Origin of the sequence: Lysinibacillus sp. CNPSo 3705 (assembly GCF_028674935.1) — a bacterium.
Taxonomy (GTDB): Bacteria; Bacillota; Bacilli; order Bacillales_A; family Planococcaceae; genus Lysinibacillus.
Window position 1 is genome coordinate 165,094 of record NZ_JAQZSD010000008.1, and the last position, 20,668, is coordinate 185,761.

Here is a 20,668-nt window from a genome sequence, read left to right on the forward strand (position 1 = left end):
ATGATACAAGTTACGATTCATCACGATGAAAATAGACATGTGTCAGCATTTGAATTTTCAGGACATGCAGAATACGATGAATCTGGTAAGGATTTAGTATGTGCTGGAGCATCTACAATTGCCATTGGTACAGTAAATGCTATTTATGCACTATTACAATTACAGCCAGAAATCGAACAAGCTGCTGAAGGTGGAGGTTATCTTAAGGTAAACTTACCGTCAGAATTAGAGCCTGAGATTGATGCAAAACTACAGTTAATTGTCCAAGTAATGACTGCCCAAGTGTATTCTATGGTGCAAAATTACGGACAATACATCCAAATCAACTACAACCAAGTAGGAGGTGGAACGGAATGAAATTATTATTAACTTTAGACTTACAATTTTTCGCATCGAAAAAAGGTGTAGGTTCTACTAAAAACGGACGTGACTCTGAGTCAAAACGCCTTGGTGCTAAACGTGCTGATGGCCAATTCGTAACTGGTGGTTCAATTCTTTACCGTCAACGCGGTACAAAAATTTACCCAGGTACAAACGTAGGTCGTGGTGGTGACGATACACTATTTGCTAAAGTTGACGGCGTTGTTAAATTTGAACGCTTAGGTCGCGATCGCAAACAAGTATCTGTATACCCAGCATCACAAGAAGCTTAATCTTTTAAAAAGATAACATAAAGCGGAGGACTGCATTTATTGCAGTCCTTTTTTTGGCTAAAATACAACTTCTTTCAGCAATTATTTCTGTAGCGACAGCAACACACGACTGAGTAATTACTATCGATGCTACGTTAGCAATACGCTTTCGCACAACACACATCTTCAGAACAAAGCACAAAGCCGATTCCGGATGTAATTATACCTCGGAATAATTGAATGAAGAATTAAGGGAAAAATACAGCAAAACTTGTTATACTAGTAAAGATAACTTTATTGGAGTGAATGGGATGAACAATCAATCACTAACCATTAGTGAAGTATTACGTTTTGCAAATCATGATTATGTGAATCAGCTTCAGCTTATTCGCATGAATTTAGATTTAGGTAGAATTGATGAATCGAAAAAACTTATTCAAGAGTATTCTGAGCAATTACAAGTACTTTCTATCCTTAATCGTCTACAATTACCACGAACAATAGAATGGCTGCAAACAGGAGGCTGGCGCTATCCTTCATTACCAATGAAGTTAAGCGGGGACATAAAAAAGCCTGTTACAAATACTATTGATTCGGAAGTTGTAGATTACTTAAACAAAACAGTTATGCATGTTTATGATACATTAGATCCATTTACAGAGCAGAGTTTAGCGCTCGATGTACGTGTTGACGAACATACATTTGCCGTGACATTCACGCTAAATGGGCTATGGAGTGCTGATGCATTTACCGAAAAAGGTTTGAAACAATTAGACATTCAAACAATTGAACAGACGAATTCGTGCTGGCAATATGTCTTGAAAGCAAATAGGGAGTGAACTAAATGTTTGTCGATCACGTTAAGATTTATGTAAAAGGTGGCGACGGCGGGGACGGAATGGTTGCCTTCCGCCGAGAAAAATATGTACCGAATGGTGGTCCAGCTGGTGGTGACGGCGGACATGGTGGTAACGTAGTATTTGAAGTTGAAGAGGGCTTACGAACTTTGATGGATTTCCGCTATAAACGCCATTTTAAGGCAGACCGTGGTGAGCATGGTATGAGTAAAGGAATGCATGGTAAACGTGCAGACGATTTAATCGTTAAAGTACCGCCAGGCACAGTCGTAATGAACGAAGAAACAGGTGCGGTTATTGCCGATTTAGTTGAACATGGTCAACAAGCGATTATCGCAAAAGCTGGCCGAGGCGGACGTGGAAATTCACGCTTCGCAACACCGGCAAACCCAGCGCCAGAACTTTCTGAAAAAGGTGAGCCAGGACAAGAATTAAATGTTATATTAGAGTTAAAAGTTTTAGCAGATGTAGGCCTAGTAGGTTTCCCAAGTGTTGGGAAATCAACGCTTTTATCTGTTGTTTCTGCTGCGAAGCCGAAAATTGGTGCCTATCATTTTACAACCATTGTCCCTAATTTAGGGATGATTGAAACAGATGATCATCGAAGCTTTGCGATGGCAGATTTACCTGGTCTTATTGAAGGAGCACACCAAGGGGTAGGACTAGGTCATCAGTTTTTACGACATATTGAACGTACACGTGTTATTGTCCATGTTATTGATATGTCAGGAATGGAAGGCCGAGATCCATACGAGGATTATTTAACGATAAACGAAGAGCTAAAGCAATATAATCTTCGTTTAACAGAGCGTCCTCAAATTATCGTTGCCAACAAAATGGATATGCCTGAAGCAGAAGAAAACTTAGAGGAATTCCGCAAAAAAGTGGGAGAAGACGTTCAAATTTTCCCAATTTCAGCAGTATCACGTCAAGGTTTAAAAGAGTTACTATTTGCTATTGCAGATTTACTTGAAGTAACGCCTGAATTCCCTCTATATGATGATTTAGAAGAGCAATCCGAAGCAACGGTAATGTATAAACACGAAGCAAAAGGTGAAGATTTCGAAATTACTCGTGATGATGATGGTACATTTATCATCAGTGGTTACGCAATTGAACGCCTATTTAAAATGACTGACTTTAGCCGTGAAGATGGTATTCGACGTTTTGCTCGTCAATTGCGTGCAATGGGTGTGGATGAAGCCTTACGCGAACGCGGAGCACAAGATGGCGATATAGTTCGTCTGCAAGAGTTTGAATTTGAATTTGTCGATTAAGACAAGAGTTTTAGGGGGAAGCGCGTATGAAGAATGTTGCGAATCAGCGATATTATTTAGTTCGTGAAGATGTTTTAACGGATGCTATGCAAAAAACTTTGGAGGCGAAACACTTACTTTCAAGTGGTTCGGTATCCTCCATTTGGGATGCGGTAAAGCAGGTGGATTTATCGCGTAGTGCGTTTTACAAATATCGTGATGCTGTATTTCCTTTTCACTCAATTGTGCAGGAACGCATTTTAACAGTCTTTTTACAGCTTCAGGACCGTAAAGGAACACTTGCAAAGCTTTTAGAAACGGTGACAATTACACATTGTAATGTACTGACTATTCATCAAACTATACCGATCCAAGGACGCGCAAATGTTACATTGTCATTAGATGTAACTAGTATGACATGTGAACTTGATGATCTAATACAGCAGCTCAAGCGTTTAGATTTTGTAGAGTCAGCGGAAGTAATTAGTTCTGGTGCATTGTAACTAAAAGCAAGCTTGAATTTTTGACAGAATGTAAGTAAACTCAAAAGGAGCAGTCCCGTGTGGTGTAGTGAATCGCTTCATGGGACAGCTCCTTATTCTATTACAAAAGATAAAACACTATCACAAAAATCTATCATACAATTTAAGAAGAAAGGCAATTGCTTAGCATATAGAAATGCCTCATATTCTGTCTCCATCTAATATTTGATAGAAAAATATAAAAGGTTTTTATAGATGTAAAATTCCGAATCATTAGTTAAATTCAAGAAGCTCATTATCAAAAAGTTGAGGTACTATTTGTTAGAACGTTGTTCGTTCCGACTATGCGACTCCTTGGGGATCAGCGTGACAGATGACATTCTGGAGCGAGCAAAGCGGCTCATCGAACGCCACGTCATGGTGATGAGCCACTTTAATATAAAATCAAAAAGCTACAAGTTGTAGTGAAGGAGGTAAATGTAATGACAGAACAACAATGGGAAAAACGAATTGGCTATTTAGGACCAGAAGCTTCATTTACATACTTAGCAACAAAGGCAACTTTTCCGAATGAGTGGCTTGTCCCTTGTTCTACAATTCCAGAATGTATTGAAGCAGTAGCTGAGGGGAAAGTAGATTTAGCGGTTGTACCACTAGAAAATGCTTTAGAAGGATCTGTATCGCTAACGCTTGATTATTTATTCCATGAGGCGACCCTATATGTTACAGGTGAGCTTCTATTAAAAATACAGCAGCATTTAATGGTCAATAAAGCGCAAAAGGACAATTGGGAATCGATTACAGGTGTTTATTCACATCCACATGCTCTAGCCCAATGTCATAAATACCTATTTTATCGTTTCAGTCATGTTCCGTTACATCAAACGACATCTACAGCAGCAGCTGCGAAATTTGTATCTGAAAATCCAAACGAGTGCATGGCGGCAGTTGGAAATGCAGCGGCAGCAGTTAAATATGGCTTAGAAATCGTGCAACCTGATATTCATGATTTCCATTTTAACCATACACGCTTCTTCGTGTTATCAAAACAAAATAGACGATTGCCGCAAGAATTATCTGATGGACAGGCGAAGACAACTTTCATGATTACATTGCCAACGGACCGTTCAGGGGCATTACATCAAGTATTATCAGTATTTGCATGGCGACAATTAAATTTAAGTAAAATCGAATCACGCCCATTAAAAACAGGCTTAGGTGATTATTTCTTTATGATTGATGTATTAGCAGATGAAAAGGAGCCTATGATGCGTGGTGCTATGGAAGAACTAGCTGCACTTGGTTGCAAGGTGAAGTCACTTGGTACATACTTTACTTATCTAACATCGGACGAGTAATTACAGTGGCTAGGAGGGATCATTGTGGGGGGCATTATTTTATTTGACGGAGTGTGCAATTTTTGTGATAGTAGTGTGCAATTTATTATCAAATATGATCGAGCAGAGTATTTTCAATTTGCGTCCATCCAAAGTGAAGCTGGGCAGGCATTACTTGCCCAATATAAAGTGCCAGAAAATATTGATAGTGTCCTATTAATCGAACAGGGAAAGGTATATTTTGAATCTACAGCAGCACTTAAAATCTGTAGGAGATTAGATAGTTTTTGGCCTGTTTATTGTATTTTCATCATAATTCCTCCATCTATACGCAATAAAATGTATCGATTATTTGCCAAAAATAGATATCGTCTTTTTGGACGAAAAGCAGCATGTTTAATGCCGACATCTTCACAACGAAAAAGATTTCTCTAACTTTTAAGCTATCCAAGTAAAGTGGATAGCTCTTTTTGTTGAAATCTGTAAAGGAGAGCTCAAGTAAATCATTTAATTCAATAAGCTGCTAGTCTTTGTGAAAGCTAGCAGCTAAGGAAAGCTTGTTAAATTATTGATCTACAACTAAGTAACCCTTTTTTTGTAAAGTAAGTTCAATTAAATCTAAAATGTCAACAGAAGGAGCAGAAATTACATGAAGATGTGTACCACCTGTAAGTTCGGATAAATAACTTGCCTGTGTTTCATTGACACGCTGAATAAATTGTTTTACCTCATGACGGTTAGAAACCATAATGGATGCGGTAATTTCCCCATAAATTGGGTGTTCAACAATAACGTTTTTTACTGTACCACCGCAATCAACTATTGTAATAAGTTCATCTTCTGCATCCTCGGCAGTGTGGAAGCAAGGAATTGTACGATCAACAGTTTGCTGTAATTGTTCCTGATGCATATAAAGATATCCTTGGCTAGTTGCAATAATAGGTTCATTTCTAGCCTTTAATAATGTCATATCATTGACAATGACTTGTCTAGAAACATTAGCGAATTTAGCTAGGTCCGTCCCTGTTATAGGTGCTGCACTTTTTTTTAGTTGTGCTAGGAGTTGCAGTCGGCGTTCTTCGCCTAACATTTTTTTCATAAGAGATCACCTCTGCTTGTAATAAAGGAAGCAGTTTTCCTTAAAACTAGTGTACCATGAAGCATTTCCAACTGCGTGAAATTTTTGTATCCAAATGAAACATTGAACATATGATACGAAGAGAGGAAGGGAGGAAAAAATTGCGTATTCATATTGTCCAAAAGGGAGACACGTTGTGGAAGATTGCGAAAGAGTACGGAGTTTCGTTTGAAGATTTAAAGCGGCTGAATGCCCATCTTGCTAATCCAGATTATATTGTACCGGGCATGGAAATTATCCTACCTGAAAAAATACACAAAGAACCACATAGAGAACATCATCGAGAAACAGATTGGGGAATGCATAGGGAAGGACATAGGGAAGGACATAGAGAGGGTGGACATAGAGAAGGCCAGAGAGAATCCCATAGGGAGGGGCATAAGGAGCACATGCACAAAGAGCATATGCACAAGGAGTCACCTACAAGGCACGTTAAAGAAAAAGAGGTGCAAAGACCAACGCCACCACCAATTATTGTACCACCGCCACCAATGCCAGAACCACAGATGATTCCAATTCCTTATCCAATGCCAATGCCGATGCCTCAGCCAGCGCCTGTTGAGCTTAGCTGGAATCAAAACGTTGTCATGCCAAGTGTAGAGCAAAATGTTTCTCCAATTCAAATACAACCACAGCCCGTAGCCCAACCGGAGGCGCCACCACCAGCACCAATGCCGCAACCGATTTTTATCATGCCACAAATGCCTGCAGTACCACATTGTGCAAGCTGCCATCAGCCAGTGCATCATCATATGTATTGGCCGATGCCGATGCCAATGCCAATGCCTATGGAACCGCAAGTTGAGGCGTATACAATGCCAGAGCAACCATCATGTGAAACGGGATGCGAAAAAGTTGCTGGGGCGGGAGATTTCTTAGAATCTAGTACATCTCCATTCTTCCCTATGAGCCCTGAATATCAGCAAATGCCGGAAATGGAACAGCCATGTGGTTGTCACGCACAACCAGCCATGATGCCGACGTGGCAAATGGACCAATGTTACTGTCCACCGCCATGTCCACCACCATGCCCAATGCCATGTCCATCACATTGCCATATGCCACATTCTTCGGTAGGACCATGGATGTCACCGCATTTTTCTCCAGGCGGGATGACGCCTTATCGATGGTGAAAAAGCGTATATCATTGAAGAAGTAAAACCTAATATTTGGAAGTATAAATATCAATCCAAAAATTATTTTGTGAAACGAGCAAAGCAGATAGAGATAGCGGAAAAGGTAAGGGCTATACATCGACGACTTGGACATTTGGAGCCATCGCTAATCTTACCTTTAATGAAAAGTGAAGATGAGTATTTAATCGTGCAAGATTGGCAAGAAGGAAGTCATAGTGCTAATTTTGCACATCTAAAGGATCGGAAGGAATCACTAAAGCTCTTAAATACATTACATGATACACATAAAAAAATTGCTTGGCAGCGGGTGCCAGGTTTGCACACCTATTCACAGCTTTTAAAATGGCAAATGCGTCATATGCGTTTTAAAAGCAGACGGAATGAATTTCGTGCATTTTTAACAAAAGAAGAAATCAATCAAATTTTACATTATAGTGAGAAATCGTTACAGCTAATCGCTCAGGAAGATGTACCTGAAAAAGAAATAACGCTTTTACATGGAGATGTCGTCCATCATAATTTTTTATGGTGCTCAGATGGGGAATTACGTTTAATTGATTTTGATTTGGCTCACCTAGGGGAAGCAGATGATGAATACATTTTATGGTTACATCGTGTATTGCCTGCCGTAGATTATGACCTTGGTAAAATATTTGCTGAGCTACCAGAGTTGAAACGATTAGATAAAAAAAAGCTACATCGTTTAAAATATCCAAATGAGCTATTACGTGAATGGCTTTTTGCAGTGGATTTACCATTGAACCAACAACTGTTATTTTTAGATTATTTAGTGCCATTTACAAAACGGGCGCTCACATATTGGCCAAAACTGTGGTACGATATTGATAAAATGATAAAGAAATGACCGTCTTTTGGCGGTCATTTTTGTTATGTGAACGACTACATGTGTTGTTTCTAAATATTAAGGAAATTATAGGTTTTTAATCGTGGATAACCTAGAGCATAGTTTTCGTCTAGGCTAAAGCGCTACATCCTCGAGGTCGCTTCGATCCCTCGGGCAAAAGTGGTGGATCGCTTACTTTTGCTTCGGGCTCTCCAGCGCTTGTCAGATGTAAACAAGCGCTTTAGCGCATTTGTTATAGTCGAGCATTCGTTCGTAATATGCTATAATCGAAGACGATGATTGTGAGGGATTATAGAATGTATGATTATTTAAAAGGACAAGTAAAGCGTATAACTCCTGAGTATATCGTCCTTGAACAACAAGGGATTGGCTGGCAGCTAAATACACCAAATCCATTTGCGTTCCGGACATCGGCTCTTGAACAACAAATTTTTGTTCACTTGCATGTACGTGAGGATGCACAAGTGTTATATGGCTTTCCAAATTTAGATCAGCGAGAACTGTTTCGTAAACTTATTTTAGTGTCAGGAATTGGACCGAAGGGTGCACTTGCTATTTTAGCTACTGGGAACCCGCAACAGGTTATCAGTGCCATTGAACGAGAAGATGAATCATTTTTAGTAAAGTTTCCCGGTGTGGGTAAGAAAACGGCACGTCAAATGATTTTAGATTTAAAAGGTAAACTTGGCGGATTGTTGGAGACTATTGAGCTACCAAGTACAGAAGATGAGCTACCGTTATTTGGTGTGAATCCATATAAACATGAGCTTGAAGAAGCTATTCTTGCCTTAATGGCACTTGGTTATTCTGAAAAAGAATTAGAAAAAATACGTCCACAGCTCGAAGAAAATGACAAACTTGAAACAACAGATGCATTTATGAAACAAGCTTTACAATTGCTATTAAAGTTAAAATAGTGAAAGGGGGGGAAGTACATGCCTGAACGTATGATTGCTAGTGAGGCAGGTAGCTATGATGAACAGTTTGAATTATCTTTACGGCCACAAAGATTAGCACAATATATTGGTCAACATAAGGTCAAGGAGAATTTACAAATTTTCATTGAAGCAGCAAAGCTTCGTCAGGAAAGTTTAGATCATGTGCTGCTATATGGACCGCCTGGACTTGGTAAAACTACATTAGCTGCTGTTATTGCTAATGAAATGAATGTCAATGTACGCATGACTAGCGGCCCTGCGATCGAACGTCCTGGAGATTTAGCAGCTATTTTAAGCTCACTGGAACCAGGGGACGTGCTATTTATCGATGAAATTCATCGCCTGCCTCGTGCCATAGAAGAGGTGCTTTATCCTGCGATGGAGGATTTTTGTTTAGATATTGTCGTTGGTAAAGGCCCCGAAGCGCGTTCTGTTCGACTTGATTTACCGCCATTTACACTCGTCGGTGCAACAACAAGAGCTGGCGCATTATCAGCACCTTTAAGAGATCGCTTTGGCGTGTTGTTGAGGTTAGAGTATTATGATAATACGTCACTTGCAGAAATTGTTGTACGTAGTGCGCATTTATTTGATGTTGAGATTGAGCAAGTAGCAGCACTTGAAATGGCGACACGCTCACGTGGTACACCCCGTATTGCTAACCGTTTGCTAAAACGAGTGCGAGATTATGCACAGGTGCTCGGAGATGGTATGATAACGGAGGGACTTGCTAAGCAAGCGCTCGAGCTATTACAAGTCGATCCTAGAGGGCTTGACCATATTGACCATAAACTTGTGACCAATATGATTGAGCGCTTCCGTGGTGGCCCTGTAGGCTTAGATACGCTGGCAGCATCTATAGGCGAGGAACGAGTAACGATAGAAGATGTGTATGAGCCATATTTGATGCAAATTGGCTTTATACAGCGTACGCCACGTGGACGTGTGGCAACACATTCAGCCTACGAACATTTTGGATATGAATATCCCCAACAAACCTAGAAGAAGGAAGTATTTTCATGCGTGTAGAAGATTTTGATTTTGAATTGCCAGAAGAGCTTATTGCACAAACACCACTTTTGGACCGTACAGCTAGTCGTTTAATGGTAGTGACGCCAGGCTCAAAAAATGTAGAGCATCATCATTTTGCTCATATATTAGATGAACTACAAGCAGGAGACTGCCTTGTGTTAAATGATACAAGGGTCTTACCAGCGCGTTTAATGGGTGTTAAAGAGGAAACGGGTGCTCATATAGAAGTACTGCTATTAAAGCAAATGGCAGGTACGGATGAATGGGAAACACTTGTTAAACCAGCCAAACGTGTAAAAGTCGGCACAGTTGTAACATTTGGAGATGGCTTACTGACAGCTACTTGTACAGGAGAGCTTGAGCATGGTGGGCGTACATTTGAGTTTAAATATAATGGGATTTTTTATGAAATTTTAGAGCAACTTGGTGAGATGCCACTACCTCCATATATTCGTGAAAAATTAGAGGACAAGGATCGTTACCAAACGGTTTATGCAAAAGAGCGTGGCTCAGCGGCAGCACCAACTGCAGGCTTGCATTTTACAGAAGAATTATTAGAGCAAGTAAAAGCAAAAGGGGTCGAAGTTGTATTTATCACTTTACATGTGGGACTTGGAACTTTCCGTCCTGTAAGCGTAGATTCAATTGAAAATCACGAAATGCATGCTGAATTTTATAGTGTAACGGAAGAAACCGCATCTATCATAAATCGAGTAAAAAGTAATGGTGGAAAAGTGATAGCAGTTGGTACTACCTCTACACGTACACTAGAAACTATCGGCTCTAAATATAAAGGCGAAGTACGAGCAGAACAAGGTTGGACGTCTATTTTCATTTATCCGGGATATGAATTTACTATTGTAGATGGTTTAATCACAAACTTCCATTTACCAAAGTCTACCCTTGTAATGCTTGTTAGTACGCTTGCAACAAGAGAAACCATTTTAAGTGCATATCATCAAGCTGTAGAAGAAAAGTATCGTTTCTTTAGCTTTGGTGATGCTATGTTTATTCGTCCAAAGGGAGAATAAAGAAAAAATCGGAGTACTGTTTTTACTTTAGATAAGAGAGGAATTTTTATAATTATGACACAACCAGCAATTCGTTATGAGCTACTTCATACTTGTAAGCAAACAGGAGCACGCCTTGGCATCGTGCATACACCACATGGCTCTTTTGAAACGCCAGCTTTTATGCCTGTTGGTACACAAGCAACTGTTAAAACAATGTCACCTGAGGAATTAAAAGACATGAATGCAGGTATTATTCTGTCAAATACGTATCATTTATGGCTACGACCAGGTAATGATATTGTTAAGGAAGCGGGTGGCTTGCATAAATTTATGAACTGGGATCGCCCGATTTTAACAGATTCAGGTGGTTTCCAAGTGTTCTCACTTAGTCAATTCCGTAAAATCGAAGAAGAAGGAGTTCATTTCCGCAATCATTTGAATGGGGACAAATTGTTTTTAAGCCCAGAAAAGGCGATGGAAATTCAAAATGATTTAGGCTCAGATATTATGATGGCTTTTGATGAATGTCCACCTTACCCTGCGACATATGACTATATGCTGCAATCAGTAGACCGTACAACTCGTTGGGCTAAACGTTGTAAAGAAGCACATAAACGTCCAGAAGACCAAGGTCTATTCGGAATTATTCAAGGGGGAGAATTCGAGGAGTTACGTCGTCGTTCTGCGGAAGCATTAGTAGAGCTAGATTTCCCAGGTTATGCAATTGGGGGGCTATCTGTTGGTGAACCTAAGGATGTTATGAACCGAGTATTAGAGTTTACAACACCGTTAATGCCAACGAATAAACCACGTTATTTAATGGGTGTCGGTTCACCTGATTCATTAATTGATGGTGCTATTCGTGGTATTGATATGTTTGACTGTGTATTACCAACACGTATTGCCCGTAATGGCACATTAATGACATCTGAAGGTCGTTTAGTTGTTAAAAATGCAAAATATGCACGTGATTTCGGACCGATTGATCCTAACTGTGATTGCTATACATGTAAAAACTATTCACGCGCATATATTCGTCATCTAATCCGTACAGAAGAAACGTTTGGTATCCGTTTAACGACTTATCATAACTTACACTTCCTGTTGAAGCTAATGGAACAAGTACGTGAGGCAATACGTGAGGACCGTCTGGGTGATTTCCGAGAAGAATTTTTCGAGAAATACGGCTTTAATGGACCAAACGCGAAGAACTTCTAATATTAGTAAAAAGACATGTAAATTTGTGTGAAATGTGAATAATTCTAGCAAAAAAATGTCTATCTTAGAAAAAATATTAGTAATGTAGAAAAAATTTGGGCTTGTCCGTCGCTTTTTTATGGTGGAATAGTCTATACTAAATAAGAATTGGAAAGGGGGCAAGAATCATGGAACAATATTCTGGCTTAATCATGATTTTAATCATGTTCGTTGCAATGTGGTTTATTTTAATCCGCCCTGCTAAAAAGAGACAGCAGGAAACACAAAATATGCAGAGTAATTTGCAACGTGGAGATAAAGTTATTACAATCGGTGGCTTACATGGTGAGGTTGACTCAATTGAGGACACAACTATAACATTAAAAATCGCAGACAATGTGCGCGTAAAATTTGATCGTCAGGCAATCGGACGTATTGTAAATAACTAATATATACCTTCATTCAGTAGAAAATGTCCGCATCATAAAATGAAATGAATACGGTAGAGATTTCTTTGCCGTGGGCAAACCAAAACCTACTAAAATAAAGGAACTCAGTCTAAGAACGTCACGTCTTGTGGCAAGTTATTTGTGCGACAGCGACGGAACACCGACTGAGTAACCAACATCACGTTGATCTAAAGCCTATGGTGGATGTCACGGATTTTTCCAAGGAATGAATTGTGCCTGCACAATTCAAAATTCAGGCTATTTACGCCAAGGCGAAATTAATCTTAAAGGCGTTGTCCAAAAAGTGGACAACGCCTTACACTATATGTAAAGCTTTGTCAAAATGCAGAATTCATTTTTGACAAGGCTTTTTTGTATAAAAAGTAACGTATACGGTCACCTTATGAATTGGGGGTGACTGCATGGAAGAATATTTTACAATTATTTTTAGAACATGCTTTTTATATGTGTTTATCCTAATAATTTTTCGTTTAATGGGTAAACGTGAGGTCGGCGAATTGTCTGTAATAGATTTAGTCGTATCCATTTTAATGGCTGAGGTTGCTGCATTTGCACTTGATGATTTCGAAAGTCCTTTATTTAAAGTAATTTTACCCATCATCATATTGTTTTTCATTCAAATAATAACGGCATATATTTCACTCAAAAATAAAAGATTCCGTGACCTAGTTGATGGTGATCCTGTATTGCTTATAAGGGATGGTGTCATTTTAGAAAGTGAAATGCGCAAGCAACGCTATAATTTAGATGATTTGTGTCAACAATTACGCGAAAACGGAAATGCTTCCGTTACAGATATTGCTTATGCCTATCTAGAGCCCTCCGGCAATTTGTCCGTATACCAAAAAGATGAAAAGGCATTTGTTTACCCACTTATTATCGACGGTGATATTCAGGATAGGCATTTAAAGGTCTTGCATAAAGATACTGATTGGTTAATGGCAGAGCTTGCTAAAAATAATATTACAGATAGTAACACTGTGTTTTTTTGTGTTTGGGAGGAAGATCGGCTTCATATCCAGCTGAAAGAATCTTAAACTTTCTTGGCCAGCTTACGAAGGTAGCGCAAATCAGTTATGCGCAACTGATTGGTAAATAGTAAGAAAGTAAATAGTAAAAACAAGGTTACACAGCTACTTAAAATAAAAGGCAGTGGCATTATTTGCATCAGGAAATACTGAGTAACACAAACAGCAATAAAGCAGCTATATGGCACTACAAACATTCTAAAGCCAGCACGCAAATTTTTACGCTGTCTTACTGTTGCGATATGCAAGAATGAAGTTAATAAAACACCAAAGCCAATTGCTACAACGGCACCTTTTTCTTGTATTCCAGGCTGAGAAGCAAGTACGAACATAACAAAAAGTTTACCAAGACCTCCATAAATGGAGTTCATCATTGCTGCACGAGCCTCACCGATTGCTTGTAAAATAGAATTCAATGGACTTTGTATATAATAAAAATAAAAAATAGGGGCCAATATTTTCACATACCCACGATTTTCTTGTAAGTGAAAGAGCTTCATAGCTAAGTCGTCTCCATGAACGAAAAAGTACGTAGCAGCTACACAGCCCACTAAGGATGATAGTCGCAATGATACAGAAATCCGTTCCTGTAGAAGTGGTATATGCTGGCGTGCCACGGCATCACTAACGGCCGGTATAAGGACAATCGAAAGTGCAGCAGATACAAAGGCTGGGAATAATAATAGTGGGACTAGTACACCCGAAATAACCCCATATAAAATGGTTGCTGCGGAGGCCGTTAAACCAGCCATTGTTAAAGCCTTTAAAAAAATGATTGGCTCTAAAAACCAAGTAAAAGATCCAAACAGCCTGCTTCCTGCAGAAGGTATGGCAATCCGTAACATTGGGGAGGCAGGATAAGCCTCGATTTTGTTTTTCCGTGTCAATAATTTTTTCTTTGAGACAATATAATGCATCCACAAATACAAGAAAGCAACAACTTCAGCTAGAAGCGTAATACCCATAGCAGTGGCTGCTGTAACGGCAGCGTTATCATAGGCAGCGACAAACGGCAGTGTAAATGTGATGAAGCTAATGCGAATAATTTGTTCAATCATTTGAGCCCAAGCTGTTGGTGTAATTTTCGCAATACCCTGTAAATAAGCGCGCAATAATCCAGAACCAACTGACACTGGTACAGCAAAGAGTGCAATCCAAAGCGTGAATGTTGTTTGTTCATTATGTAAAAGAGTAGTCGATATATATGGTATAGTAAGTGCAACAATCGGCATAAAGATGATCATTCCAATAAATGACCAAAGTATAGCCGTACGCATAACACCAAAGATGCCTTCGCGTTTGTTTTTTGCTAGTAACTCTGCTACAATTTTTGCCACAGCGATAGGTAGTCCAAGTTGAATGAGTGAGATGAAGAAAATGAACGCCGGATAGACTGTCATATAAATGCCAACTGCCTCTTCACCAGCGATACGCATAAACTGCATTCTATAAAAGAAGCCAAAGAGTTTCGATAAAAAAATTACGAACATTAAAAATAGTGTACCCCGTACAAAAGAACTCATGCCATCCGTCCCTTCTCAAGCCACAAAAATTCATTTACACTATTTGTATGCAGACATGTCTTACGATACAACTTTGATTGGAGATGATTCAAAATGAGTATGCAGTATGAGCAACTATTTGAAAAAATTCGTCCTGCAATTGATAGTAAGATGGAAGAGTTTAAACATTATCAATACGATGCGATTACAGCAGAAGAGCTATGGCGTTTCTGTATAGAAAAAAAATGGCGCAAAAAAAATATTGAACAATTACGTATACATGAAATTATCTCCACTATTTTTTCAGTATCACCATCCGATATCGTATCATTTAATCAAGTAGAATTTTTACAAAGTAATGATTGGTTTACAGAATTAAATACGGAAGAGTTAAAAATGCTACTTGGTCCGGTTAAAACTTAAGAAGAAAGTGTGAAATTTGTCAAATAATAAAAGAATACTAAAAGTGTTGAATTGACACCAAGCGCAACGTGTTTCATAATGAGTGTGTTGCGCTTTTTTTATTTGTATAAGTATATTTATTCAAAAACCTCCTAATAATTCTTTTGTAAATTTGGAGGATTACACCTATACAAATACAGGGATAAATTTGCGCGTTATGAACGATTGAAATAAGTAGAGCAACCTTTTTGAAGCACAAGCAACATTATTCTAAAGGAAAAGGAGGAATAAACGTTTCAAAAGGACTTGCTATTATACTTGTTTGTAGTGTAAGGACTTGCCTTACACAATTCGAGGAGGATTTATAAATGAAACTAAAAAGTCGTATAGTTGCATTCGTACTACTAATGGTTATTTTTACAGCAACCATCGGTACGACTGTAGGCGGCGTCTTAAAGGACATTAAGCTAGGTCTTGACTTACAGGGCGGGTTTGAGGTTCTTTATGAGGTGAAAGAATTACACAAGGGAGAAGAAATTACACAGGGTGTTTTGTCGGCAACAGCAACAGCGCTTAGCCAACGTATAAATGCTATCGGAGTAAGTGAACCGAGCATTCAGGTTGAAGACAAAAATCGAATTCGTGTGCAATTAGCGGGTGTCGAAGACCAAGAATCAGCACGTAAATTATTGTCTACAACTGCAAATTTAACATTCCGAGATGTCGATGACAATATTTTGCTGGATGGTAATGACCTAAAGCCAGGTGGCGCTAAGGATTCCTTTGACCAGCAAAATCGTCCAATTGTTTCCCTAACATTAAAAGATGCGAAGAAATTTGCTGATATAACTAGTAAAATTGCTGCTAAACCAGCAGGTCAAAATTTACTCGTTGTATGGTTAGACTTTGAAGAAGGTGTCGATTCATATAAAGCTGAATCACAAAAAGCGAAGCCTCGCTATGCATCTGCAGCAACAGTTACTCAAACATTAAATACAACAGATGTCATGATTAGCGGGAATTTCACAGTTGAGGAAACAAAAAATCTAGCGGGTATTTTAGATGCTGGAGCACTACCAGTAAAGCTTAATGAAATTTATTCTACTTCAGTAGGTGCACAATTTGGTGACCAAGCACTGAAAAGTACAATTTTCGCTGGCGTTGTGGGCGTAGTAATAATTTTCTTATTTATGCTATTCTACTATCGTTTACCTGGCTTTATATCCATTATTACACTTGCGATTTTCACATTCCTAGTACTAGTTGTATTCGATTGGATTAATGCCGTGTTAACACTTCCAGGTATTGCAGCTATCGTGCTCGGTATAGGGATGGCAGTTGATGCGAATATTTTAGCAGCAGAGCGTATTCGTGAAGAACTACGAGTAGGTTATTCAGTTAAACAAGCATTCCAAATTGGCTCGAAGCAATCTTTATCAGCAATTGTTGATGCACAGCTAACTACATTATTAGCAGCTGCTGTATTATTCCAATTCGGGACAAGCTCTGTAAAAGGGTTTGCAACAACTTTAATTATTAGTATTTTACTAAGCTTCTTAACTGCTGTTTGGGGTTCTCGTGTACTATTAGGTTTACTAGTCAACAGTGGCTTTTTCAACAATCCAGCGTGGTTTGGTATTGCCAAATCTAAACAGCATAGCTTAGATGAAAATATCGGAACATTAGATTTATCAACGAAATTTGATCGTTTTGACTTTGTACACAACCGTAAGAAATTCTATACATTCTCATTAGCTATTCTTGTAGCCGGTTTAGTGGTTCTTGGTATATTCCGTCTAAACCTTGGTATTGACTTCCAAAGTGGTACTCGTGTGCAAATTGAAGCGGATCAAACTTTAACTAAAGAAGAAGTATCTAAATACTTAGATAGCATCGGCTTCCCATCTGAAGATATCGTTTTGGCAGGTGAAAAGAACAACTCTGCGGTTATCCGTTATAAAGATGATCTATCGCAAGCAGAAATTTTAAAATTCAAAAAAGAAGCGGGCGAAAAATATGGTCATGAACCTGGCGTAAGTACAGTATCACCAACTGTCGGTAAAGAGCTTGTGAAAAATGCTATTAAAGGATTATCATTTGCAGCTATCGGTATCATTATCTATGTAGCGATTCGTTTCGAATGGCGCATGGGTGTTGGAGCAATTGTCTCGTTACTACATGACGTATTCTTAATAGTTGCTGTATTTAGCTTTATGCGCTTAGAAGTCGATATTACGTTTATTGCAGCTGTACTGACAATTGTCGGTTATTCGATTAACGATACGATCGTTACGTTTGACCGGATGCGTGAAAACTTAGATCGATATGATACGATTAAAGACCGTGAAGTGTTAGCGGATATCGTTAACAAATCATTACGTCAAACGATGGGTCGATCTGTTAACACAGTGTTAACGGTTATTATTGTTACTGTGTCACTTCTTATTTTAGGTGCACCGTCGATTCAAAACTTCTCAATCGCGTTATTGATTGGTTTAATCACAGGTATGTATTCTTCCATTTGTATTGCTGCACAAATCTGGTATTCACTTAAAGTTCGTCAAATGAAAAAATCAGATGGGCAAATACACAAAAAAGAGAAAAAACAATGGGGTACTGACGAACCTACTGTTTAACATAAGTCTATAAACAGGGAAAGGAAACATTTCTTTCCCTGTTTTCTTATAAAAAAGAATCTGTTGCTTTCTTAGGAAAGCAGCAGATTCTTTTTAAATTTTGCCCTATAATTCCGTAACATCCGCCGGAGACTTTAAGGTAATAGATGTTTTTTACGTGAAGGCCAGGTACAGGTGTTTGGACACCCGCTGAAAGAAGTTAAAGTTTAAATTGTAGTAGTAATGCTTGGAGTTGCTGAGCGTTATTGCTTAATTCCTCTGCTACCTCATTCACCTGCTGCATTGTTGCAGCTTGCTCTTCTACTGCTTCAGCAATGATTTGTGAATTGCTCGCTGAAATACTTGCACCATTTGCAATGTCTGTTACAGAGGCAGCTACCTCCTCAGCACTAGCTGAGATTTGTTCAGATGTGGCTGATATATCTTCAATTTGGTCAGTAAATGTTTGCACAGACTCTGTAATAGAAACAAAAGCATTACCGGCCTCATGAATTTTTGCTACACCATCCTGTACAGATACTAATCCTTCATGCACAGCAGCTGCAACATTTTTTGTATCCGTTTGAATCTCATTTGTAAGGGCAACAATTTGGCCAGCAGATTGCTTGGATTCCTCAGCAAGCTTTCGTACTTCATCTGCTACAACAGCGAAGCCTTTGCCGTGCTCACCAGCTCGTGCTGCTTCGATGGCCGCATTGAGCGCCAGTAAATTTGTTTGTTCAGTAATAGCCGTAATTACTTTTGTAATTTGCCCAATTTCTTCAGATTGCTTACTTAGCTTTTGCGTTAAATTGGCAATTCGTGTAGTTGACTCAGAAATTGTATTCATCTGCTCCTTGGCAGTCGTAATAGTCTTCCCTCCAGTATTAGCAAGCTGTGTCATATTTATAGCATTGTGGTGTAAATTTTGAGTAGCCTCAGCAATTCGTTGTACACCAGCAGCTGTTTCATCCATAGCTAGAGCACTTTGTTGAGAGGCACTAGCAGATGAAGCTATATGGTTTGACGTGTCTTGTACTCGATGTGAGATGTCGCTTGTAGTTGTTGTCACTTCTACCGTGCTAGCGGAAAGCTCTTCAGAAGCGGCAGATAATTGTGTAGCGTTGTCCTGAACATTTTTAAGTAGGACAGATAAATTCTGTTTTAACGCATTCACTGCTGTGGCAAGTGTACCAATCTCATCTTTTGAGTTATGCTCCAGCTGAGCAATTGTTAAGTCACCGTGTGCTAACGTATCGGCTGCATTAATCACTTTACGAAGCGGTTGAATGATGGAGCGTTTTACAAAATACATAAAATATAAACCAACAATTGCACTTATAACAAGTAAGACAATTGAAATAATAATAGCTCGCGTAACGGTTTGGACAACACTACTTTTAACCTCTTGCAGCTGTTCGTCTTGATAAGTTAATAAATCGTTTGTCAGTGTGTAAATTTCTTTGTTACTTTTTGTAACTTCTCCATTTATGTATGATAAGGCTAAATCTGTATTTCCACTATTAAATGCTTGCACTGCTTTATCAGAACTTGTTAGTAGATCTTGTTGTAAATCGGTTACTTGCTTCATAATATTTTTTGTGTAATCGGAACGAACAATACCTGAAAGCTCTTGAATGGTTTCTGATAATAGTTTTTCATAACGTTCTAAATTTGATTTTGTTGTCTCATCCTTACTATTTAGAATATAGGAACGTAAAAAAAGTCCCTGTGAGGCAAGCTGCTGTTGTATTTCATCTGTTAATTGAATTTGTACGATTCTGTTATCTAGTACCTCTACTATGTCTCCCTCAACCGACTTAAATTGAAAAAAAGCAATAATACTTGATAATAAGAGTAAACAAATGAATGAAATAAAACCTATATTTAGTTTTTTCTGAACAGACATATTTGTTCCTTCCTTCTTAAAGTAATAGAAAATCAATGGTATGAATTTACTATAACTTGATATTCTTACGAGGTCAAGTTATAGTAAATTTCTTAAAAATAGGTAGTTTAACTCCCTTTTACTAATGCGCGAGAAGGTGATTTTTCCTATTGTATAATTTGAAAAGTCTCTTTAACATTTTCCCTTTTCTCAGAATTGATTGACAATTTTTATTGTTTGGCATAAAATAAGGCTAACTTTTTCGTTCGATACAAGGTAGTTGGTCTCGGGAGCGAGGTCAGCCTTAGAACAGATGAGCTGAGTTTAGATGAGAATAGCTGAGAAATTGTTGAATAAGAGTAGTAGCATAAGTGTGCAATTTAGAGAGTCAGTGGATGGTGTGAACTGATTTGTAGCTTATGTGAATGGACTTATGAGAGTCGCTAATTATCTTCATCCAGTAGGTTTACAAACACTTACAGAATAAAATGAATGCCTCTGGATATTATTACGCCAAGGCGAAATTTGATGATAGCGAACGGATTCCCCACGTTATAGGGGGTGCTTTGACTTAGATAAATCTTTTTGCCAAGAAAAAAGGTATGTCAATTTTATTGACGAACTAAGGTTGAGCACATAAGGGAGAGCAAATATGCTCTAATATGAGGTGGCAACGCGGTCTTGATCGTCCTCTGCAATTAGGAAAAATCCTTTTTGCAGAGGACTTTTTTTGTTGTTTTTAATTACAGGGGGATGAATGCTTCGCTTTCGTGCAAAAAACATCATCCCCCAAGGGAACAGAAATCAACACTACACTTTGTGATTTCTAATAAATTTTTGTCCATTATCAGAAATTAGGGGTGACATTTTGTTAAAACGT

General features: G+C 38.6%; 20 protein-coding genes and 1 other annotated feature. Of the genes, 17 read left to right on the forward strand and 3 right to left on the reverse strand.

Annotated elements, in window-relative coordinates:
- The 7 genes from PVA17_RS05385 to PVA17_RS05415 all read left to right on the forward strand — a co-directional run bounded on the left by PVA17_RS05385 (position 1) and on the right by PVA17_RS05415 (position 4,999).
- Positions 1 to 357: a ribosomal-processing cysteine protease Prp gene (locus PVA17_RS05385; protein ID WP_132356987.1), complete on the forward strand. Its 357-nt coding sequence runs from the start codon at positions 1 to 3 to the stop codon at positions 355 to 357.
- Complete coding sequence (rpmA, locus tag PVA17_RS05390) at positions 354 to 653, forward strand: 50S ribosomal protein L27 (protein ID WP_132356986.1); 300 nt, start codon at positions 354 to 356, stop codon at positions 651 to 653. Before PVA17_RS05385 ends, rpmA begins: the two co-directional genes overlap by 4 nt.
- A 290-nt stretch (positions 654 to 943) precedes the next feature.
- Complete coding sequence (locus PVA17_RS05395; protein ID WP_132356985.1) at positions 944 to 1,471, forward strand: Spo0B domain-containing protein; 528 nt, start codon at positions 944 to 946, stop codon at positions 1,469 to 1,471.
- Between the two features lie 5 nt (positions 1,472 to 1,476).
- A complete protein-coding gene (gene obgE / locus PVA17_RS05400) occupies positions 1,477 to 2,766 on the forward strand; it encodes a GTPase ObgE (protein WP_132356984.1) in 1,290 nt (429 codons plus the stop codon).
- A gap of 26 nt (positions 2,767 to 2,792) precedes the next feature.
- Positions 2,793 to 3,248, forward strand: coding sequence for an ACT domain-containing protein (locus tag PVA17_RS05405; RefSeq protein ID WP_053484814.1), 456 nt, complete (start codon positions 2,793 to 2,795; stop codon positions 3,246 to 3,248).
- 461 nt (positions 3,249 to 3,709) lie between these two features.
- Positions 3,710 to 4,585, forward strand: coding sequence for a prephenate dehydratase (pheA, locus tag PVA17_RS05410; RefSeq protein ID WP_132356983.1), 876 nt, complete (start codon positions 3,710 to 3,712; stop codon positions 4,583 to 4,585).
- 24 nt (positions 4,586 to 4,609) lie between these two features.
- Complete coding sequence (locus PVA17_RS05415) at positions 4,610 to 4,999, forward strand: thiol-disulfide oxidoreductase DCC family protein (protein ID WP_274067107.1); 390 nt, start codon at positions 4,610 to 4,612, stop codon at positions 4,997 to 4,999.
- 130 nt (positions 5,000 to 5,129) lie between these two features.
- Here PVA17_RS05415 and PVA17_RS05420 read toward each other — a convergent pair whose 3' ends face one another.
- Positions 5,130 to 5,663 (reverse strand): transcription repressor NadR, encoded by a 534-nt coding sequence (locus tag PVA17_RS05420; protein WP_274067108.1) that lies wholly within the window; start codon positions 5,661 to 5,663, stop codon positions 5,130 to 5,132.
- A 140-nt stretch (positions 5,664 to 5,803) separates the two neighbouring features.
- Between PVA17_RS05420 and PVA17_RS05425 the strand changes: the two genes are divergently transcribed.
- From PVA17_RS05425 to PVA17_RS05460, 8 genes are all read left to right on the forward strand, one after another.
- Positions 5,804 to 6,835, forward strand: coding sequence for a LysM peptidoglycan-binding domain-containing protein (locus PVA17_RS05425; protein WP_132356980.1), 1,032 nt, complete (start codon positions 5,804 to 5,806; stop codon positions 6,833 to 6,835).
- 70 nt (positions 6,836 to 6,905) lie between these two features.
- On the forward strand, positions 6,906 to 7,703 hold the full coding sequence (locus PVA17_RS05430) for a phosphotransferase (RefSeq protein WP_132356979.1): 798 nt from the start codon (positions 6,906 to 6,908) through the stop codon (positions 7,701 to 7,703).
- 296 nt (positions 7,704 to 7,999) lie between these two features.
- On the forward strand, positions 8,000 to 8,620 hold the full coding sequence (gene ruvA / locus PVA17_RS05435) for a Holliday junction branch migration protein RuvA (protein WP_053596159.1): 621 nt from the start codon (positions 8,000 to 8,002) through the stop codon (positions 8,618 to 8,620).
- 18 nt (positions 8,621 to 8,638) lie between these two features.
- Positions 8,639 to 9,643: a Holliday junction branch migration DNA helicase RuvB gene (gene ruvB, locus PVA17_RS05440; RefSeq protein WP_132356978.1), complete on the forward strand. Its 1,005-nt coding sequence runs from the start codon at positions 8,639 to 8,641 to the stop codon at positions 9,641 to 9,643.
- Positions 9,644 to 9,660: 17 nt separating this feature from the next.
- Positions 9,661 to 10,704 carry a tRNA preQ1(34) S-adenosylmethionine ribosyltransferase-isomerase QueA gene (queA, locus tag PVA17_RS05445; protein ID WP_248716677.1) on the forward strand — a complete coding sequence of 348 codons (1,044 nt, stop codon included), beginning with the start codon at positions 9,661 to 9,663 and terminating at the stop codon, positions 10,702 to 10,704.
- 54 nt (positions 10,705 to 10,758) lie between these two features.
- A complete protein-coding gene (gene tgt, locus PVA17_RS05450) occupies positions 10,759 to 11,904 on the forward strand; it encodes a tRNA guanosine(34) transglycosylase Tgt (RefSeq protein WP_132356976.1) in 1,146 nt (381 codons plus the stop codon).
- Between the two features lie 167 nt (positions 11,905 to 12,071).
- Positions 12,072 to 12,332 (forward strand): preprotein translocase subunit YajC, encoded by a 261-nt coding sequence (gene yajC, locus PVA17_RS05455; protein WP_132356975.1) that lies wholly within the window; start codon positions 12,072 to 12,074, stop codon positions 12,330 to 12,332.
- A 422-nt stretch (positions 12,333 to 12,754) separates the two neighbouring features.
- Positions 12,755 to 13,390 (forward strand): DUF421 domain-containing protein, encoded by a 636-nt coding sequence (locus PVA17_RS05460; RefSeq protein WP_132356974.1) that lies wholly within the window; start codon positions 12,755 to 12,757, stop codon positions 13,388 to 13,390.
- On the opposite strand, the gene PVA17_RS05465 is transcribed toward PVA17_RS05460, so the two are convergent.
- Positions 13,387 to 14,904, reverse strand: a complete 1,518-nt coding sequence (locus PVA17_RS05465; protein WP_274067109.1) for a putative polysaccharide biosynthesis protein — start codon at positions 14,902 to 14,904, stop codon at positions 13,387 to 13,389. The two genes, PVA17_RS05460 and PVA17_RS05465, sit on opposite strands and share 4 nt — an antisense overlap.
- A 93-nt stretch (positions 14,905 to 14,997) precedes the next feature.
- On the opposite strand from PVA17_RS05465, the gene PVA17_RS05470 reads away from it, so the two are divergent.
- Both PVA17_RS05470 and secDF read left to right on the forward strand, forming a co-directional pair.
- Positions 14,998 to 15,306, forward strand: coding sequence for a post-transcriptional regulator (locus PVA17_RS05470; protein WP_132356972.1), 309 nt, complete (start codon positions 14,998 to 15,000; stop codon positions 15,304 to 15,306).
- A gap of 347 nt (positions 15,307 to 15,653) precedes the next feature.
- On the forward strand, positions 15,654 to 17,921 hold the full coding sequence (gene secDF / locus PVA17_RS05475) for a protein translocase subunit SecDF (protein ID WP_274067110.1): 2,268 nt from the start codon (positions 15,654 to 15,656) through the stop codon (positions 17,919 to 17,921).
- 199 nt (positions 17,922 to 18,120) lie between these two features.
- On the opposite strand, the gene PVA17_RS05480 is transcribed toward secDF, so the two are convergent.
- Entirely contained in the window at positions 18,121 to 19,809 is a 1,689-nt protein-coding gene (locus tag PVA17_RS05480; RefSeq protein WP_274067111.1) for a methyl-accepting chemotaxis protein, read from the reverse strand.
- Positions 19,810 to 20,128: 319 nt separating this feature from the next.
- Positions 20,129 to 20,484, forward strand: a binding site (T-box leader).
- The last annotated feature ends 184 nt before the right edge of the window (positions 20,485 to 20,668 follow it).

Coding starts and splice junctions, on each gene's coding strand:
- PVA17_RS05385 (WP_132356987.1), top strand. CDS start 1: ATGATACAAGTTACGATTCATCACGATGAAAATAGACATGTGTCAGCA.
- rpmA (WP_132356986.1), top strand. CDS start 354: ATGAAATTATTATTAACTTTAGACTTACAATTTTTCGCATCGAAAAAA.
- PVA17_RS05395 (WP_132356985.1), top strand. CDS start 944: ATGAACAATCAATCACTAACCATTAGTGAAGTATTACGTTTTGCAAAT.
- obgE (WP_132356984.1), top strand. CDS start 1,477: ATGTTTGTCGATCACGTTAAGATTTATGTAAAAGGTGGCGACGGCGGG.
- PVA17_RS05405 (WP_053484814.1), top strand. CDS start 2,793: ATGAAGAATGTTGCGAATCAGCGATATTATTTAGTTCGTGAAGATGTT.
- pheA (WP_132356983.1), top strand. CDS start 3,710: ATGACAGAACAACAATGGGAAAAACGAATTGGCTATTTAGGACCAGAA.
- PVA17_RS05420 (WP_274067108.1), bottom strand. CDS start 5,663: ATGAAAAAAATGTTAGGCGAAGAACGCCGACTGCAACTCCTAGCACAA.
- ruvA (WP_053596159.1), top strand. CDS start 8,000: ATGTATGATTATTTAAAAGGACAAGTAAAGCGTATAACTCCTGAGTAT.
- ruvB (WP_132356978.1), top strand. CDS start 8,639: ATGCCTGAACGTATGATTGCTAGTGAGGCAGGTAGCTATGATGAACAG.
- queA (WP_248716677.1), top strand. CDS start 9,661: ATGCGTGTAGAAGATTTTGATTTTGAATTGCCAGAAGAGCTTATTGCA.
- tgt (WP_132356976.1), top strand. CDS start 10,759: ATGACACAACCAGCAATTCGTTATGAGCTACTTCATACTTGTAAGCAA.
- yajC (WP_132356975.1), top strand. CDS start 12,072: ATGGAACAATATTCTGGCTTAATCATGATTTTAATCATGTTCGTTGCA.
- PVA17_RS05460 (WP_132356974.1), top strand. CDS start 12,755: ATGGAAGAATATTTTACAATTATTTTTAGAACATGCTTTTTATATGTG.
- PVA17_RS05465 (WP_274067109.1), bottom strand. CDS start 14,904: ATGAGTTCTTTTGTACGGGGTACACTATTTTTAATGTTCGTAATTTTT.
- PVA17_RS05470 (WP_132356972.1), top strand. CDS start 14,998: ATGAGTATGCAGTATGAGCAACTATTTGAAAAAATTCGTCCTGCAATT.
- secDF (WP_274067110.1), top strand. CDS start 15,654: ATGAAACTAAAAAGTCGTATAGTTGCATTCGTACTACTAATGGTTATT.
- PVA17_RS05480 (WP_274067111.1), bottom strand. CDS start 19,809: ATGTCTGTTCAGAAAAAACTAAATATAGGTTTTATTTCATTCATTTGT.